The 4,104-nt window shown below is 58.5% G+C and carries 4 protein-coding genes; all 4 read right to left on the bottom strand.

The genetic code is table 11. The features are described 5' to 3' along the window. Window positions 1-996: LON peptidase substrate-binding domain-containing protein (locus NTW95_01620; protein MCX6556124.1), on the bottom strand; the 996-nt coding region annotated here is incomplete at its 3' end. Then, a complete protein-coding gene (clpX, locus tag NTW95_01615; protein ID MCX6556123.1) occupies window positions 984-2,201 on the bottom strand; it encodes an ATP-dependent Clp protease ATP-binding subunit ClpX in 1,218 nt (405 codons plus the stop codon). The genes NTW95_01620 and clpX, both read right to left, overlap by 13 nt. Before the next feature lies 1 nt (window position 2,202). Further along, window positions 2,203-2,805, bottom strand: coding sequence for an ATP-dependent Clp endopeptidase proteolytic subunit ClpP (gene clpP / locus NTW95_01610; protein MCX6556122.1), 603 nt, complete (start codon window positions 2,803-2,805; stop codon window positions 2,203-2,205). 1 nt (window position 2,806) lies between these two features. Beyond that, window positions 2,807-4,104 (bottom strand): trigger factor (tig, locus tag NTW95_01605; GenBank protein MCX6556121.1); only part of this gene is annotated, 1,298 nt, incomplete at its 5' end.

Raw genomic sequence — 4,104 nt, 5'->3', positions numbered from 1 at the left:
CCCGACGAAGCAGATGATCTCCCCCTCGGACTTCTTGACCAGCAAGCGCACGGCCAGGTAATCCAGGATCCTATCCTTGACCTTGACCAGGCCGTAGTGGTCCTCGTCCAGGATCTGGGCGGCGCGCTTGATGTCCTTGTTTTCCTTCTTGAACTTGTTCCAGGGAATGGCCAGCAGCCAGTCGAGGTAGTAGCGCGAGACCGTGCTTTCGGCCGAGTAGGGGGGCATGGCCGCCAGGCGCTCCAACTCCTCGTCGGCCCGGGTCTTGACGTATTCGGGCAGCCGGGCCGCCGCGATTTTCTTCTTGTACTCGTCGTAATCGCTCTCCTGCCCTTCCTCGCGCTTGAGGCCGGGTTCGAGGTCGCGCTGGCTGCGCAGCAACAACACTTCCTTCTTCAGGATGTTGAAGACGCGGACGCTGCGGGTGTAGGAGTTCAATTCCTCTAGCAGCGTCTGCTTGATCTTCAGCGGGATGTTGATGATCGAGATGATGATGTCGGAGGCGTCGGCGAGCTGGCTGGGTTTGAGGCGGGTCATGATGCCCGGCAAGCGCACCCGTTTCAGGTTGATGTATTCCTCGAACAAGGCGATCAGATTGCGTGAAAGCTCCAGCAAGTCCTTGCCGGTCTCGTTGATGCCCTCCAGAACGCTCAGCCGCACCAGGTAGAAATCGTCGCTGCCGGCATAGCGCAGGATCTGACCCCTTTTCAAGCCCTGGACGACGAGGCGGAAACTGCCGTTGTTCTGCTCGGCCGATTTCTCGATCCGGGCGATGGTGCCGATCTCGTAGATCTCCTCGATCGCCGGCGACTCGGTGGCCTGGTTCTTCTGGGCGGCCAGGAAAATGTATCCGCCGTACTGGGCCTGCGACGCCTTCAGGGCGTTGACCGACTTGTCGCGGCCGACCAGGATCGGCACGATGACGTTGGGAAATGCGACCAGCTCCCGCAGCGGGATGAGGGGCAACACCAGTTCCTTGCTGTTCAGGCGATCCATTTTTTGTCTTTGAGGAAGTCGCCGTCGATGACGACCTTGCTGATCGAGTCCTTCTTGGAAGGGATTTCAAACATCAGATCAAGCATGATCTCTTCAAAAATGGCGCGCAGGCCCCGGGCGCCGACGCCGCGGTGGAGCGCCTGCGCGGTGATCTTTTCCAAAGCTTCCTGGGAAAATTCCAGGTCGACACCGTCCATTTTGAAAAGGGCCTTGAATTGCTTGGTGATCGAGTCCTTGGGCTCGAGCAGGATGCGGTACAGCTGCTCCTTGTCGAGCTCGTTGAGGATGCCGGTCACCGAGAAGCGGCCGACCAGTTCGGGGATCAGGCCGTACTTGATCAGGTCCTCGGTCTGCACGTGCTCGAAGATATCGGCCCGGAAGTGGCGCCCCTTCTCCTTGTTGCTGGCGTTGAAGCCGATCAGGTTTTTCTTCAGCCGGCGCTGGATGATCTTTTCCAGGCCGACGAAAGCGCCGCCGGCGATGAACAGGATATTCTTGGTGTCGATTTTAAGGAATTCCTGGTAGGGATGCTTGCGTCCCCCCAGCGGCGGGACGTTGGCCAGCGTCCCTTCGACGATCTTGAGCAGCGCCTGCTGGACGCCCTCCCCCGAGACGTCGCGGGTGATGGACGGGTTTTCGCTCTTGCGGGCGATCTTGTCGAGTTCGTCGATATAGATGATGCCCTTCTCGGCCAGCTCCCTGTTTTCGCCGGCTGCCTGGTACAGTTTCAGCAGGATGTTTTCCACGTCCTCGCCGACATAGCCGGCTTCGGTGAGGGTGGTGGCGTCGGCCATGGCGAAGGGGACGTCCAGGGTCTTGGCTAGGGTCTCGGCCAGCAGTGTCTTGCCGGTGCCGGTCGGTCCGATCAGCAGGACATTGCTCTTGCGGATGTCCACCTTGGCCAAGTTCTGGTTGTGGTTGATGCGCTTGTAATGGTTGTAAACGGCCACGGCCAGCTTCTTTTTGGCCCCGTCCTGAGAGATGATATACTCGTCGAGCTTGTCCTTGATTTCAGCCGGGGTGAGGAGCTTGAATTTCTTGCCGCTGATCGGCGTTCTCGGCGCCTCGCCGCTGCTGAAGATCAGGTTATAAGCGGTCTTGGTGCACTCGTCGCAGATGTATACGCCCGGACCGGCGATCAGCTTCATCGCCCGGGATTGGGGAATGCCGCAGAAGCTGCAGCGGGCTTCTTTTTCTTCCTTCATATCAGGCCTTTTTTTTCTCCTTCTTGCGCTCGTTGATCACCGAGTCGATGATCCCGTACTTCAGCGATTCTTCCGCCGACATGATGTAGTCCCTTTCGATGTCGGCGGCGATTTTTTCGGTTTTTTGGCCGGTATGGCCGGCGAGGATCTCGATGACCTTGTCCTTCACCTTGCGGATCTCTTCGGCCTGGATCAGCACGTCGGTGGCCTGGCCCTCGAATCCCCCCAGCGGTTGGTGGATGACGACCTTGGAGTTGGGCAGGGCGAAGCGCTTGCCCTTGGTCCCGGCCGCCAGCAGAATGGCGGCCATGGAAGCCGCCTGGCCGATGCAGATGGTCACCACGTCGTTCTTGATGAAGCGCATGGTGTCGTAGATGGCCATGCCGGCGCTGATGATGCCGCCGGGGGAGTTGATGTAGAGCGATACGTCCTTCTCCGAGTCGTCGGCCTCCAGGAACAGCAGCTGGGCGATGATGACGTTGGCCACGTTGTCGTCGATCGCCGAGCCCAGGAAAATGACCCCGTCCTTCAGTAGCCGGGAATAGATGTCGTACGCCCTTTCGATGTTGCCTGTTTGCTCGATGACCATCGGGATAAGCGGCATGTTAAACCTCTTTGATCTTTATTTTTTCCTTGATGAATTCATTGAGTTTGACGTTGAGCAAATGGTCCTTCAATTCATCCAGTTTTTTATGGTCCTGGTAGTACTTCCTGATTTCCTTTTCAGGCAGCGAATTGTGCTTAGCCAGGTGGGCGTATTCCTTTTCGATGTCTTCAGCGCTTACGTCGACTTTGTACTGCTTGCGCACCTGCTCCAGGATCAGCGACAGGCGGACCGCCTGCTCGGCCTGGACGAAGAGCTGTTCCTTGAGCTTGTTTTTTTCCTCGTCGTTCTTGAAATTCAGCGGCCGCTGGCTGCGGCTGAGCAGCCGGGCCGCTTCCTGCTCGACCAGCGAACGGGGTATGGGGAACGCGCATGAGGCCAGGAGCTTCTCGTATATCTTGTCCATGATCTGTTCGTCCTTGCGGTGCTCCTGGCGGTGTTCGTACTCCTCCTTGAGCTTGGCCTTGAAGTCGGCTGCGCTTTTCAGCCCCAGTGTTTTCAGGAAATTTTCGTCCAATTCGGGTTTTTTCAACTCGAAAATGGACTTGATCTCCACCTGATGCTCGATGGTCTTGCCGCTCCAGGCTTTTTTCACAGCGTCGGCCGGGTAGGATCTCTGGATGGAAAATTTTTCCCCCGCCTTTTTGCCCAGCAATTCCCCGTATAGGCCGCTGATCTCCTCGGGGCCGTCCTTCTTCATCAGGAAATAGGTCTCCTGGCGCGGCCACTTTCTTTTGCCGGCCGCGTCGGCCGACTGCACCAGCAGCAGGGCCAGGTCTTCGTCCTGGACGGGACGGTCCTTCACGGCTTGCGAGCGCTTGTTGGCTTCCAGAACGAGCGCGACCTGCTTGGCCTCGTCGAACGGTTCGCCCCTGATGACGGCCTTGGGAATCTCCACCTTCAGCGTCTCCAGGCCGGGCAGCTGAACCTCGGGAAGCACCTCGACGGCGATGTCCGCCACCAGGTCCTTCCCTTCGCCGTGGTCCATTTTTTCGACATAGGGCTCGCTGGCGATGGCGATCTTGTCCTGTTCGATGCGGGCGAACGCCAGCTTGCTGACGGCCTGCTGGATGACCTCTTCCTCCAGGGCCTGCTTGTGCACCTTTTTCACCACATCGACGGGAACTTTTCCCTGGCGGAAGCCGGGCATTTTCACTTTCTGGCTGTACTGGACGGCCAGGGCGTCTATCTCCTTGGCGATATCGGCGCCGCTCTTGGTGATTTGGAAACGCCGCAAGAGCCGGTTGTCCTCGCTGCTTTTTTCCGCTTCGGCCGCGGGCGCGAGGGAGACCTGGCCTT

The organism is Candidatus Aminicenantes bacterium (assembly GCA_026393795.1).
In the GTDB taxonomy this organism is placed as follows: Bacteria; Acidobacteriota; Aminicenantia; order UBA2199; family UBA2199; genus UBA2199.
The sequence above is the reverse complement of the archived record's forward strand: the minus strand, read 5'-3'. Positions and strand labels throughout refer to the sequence as shown.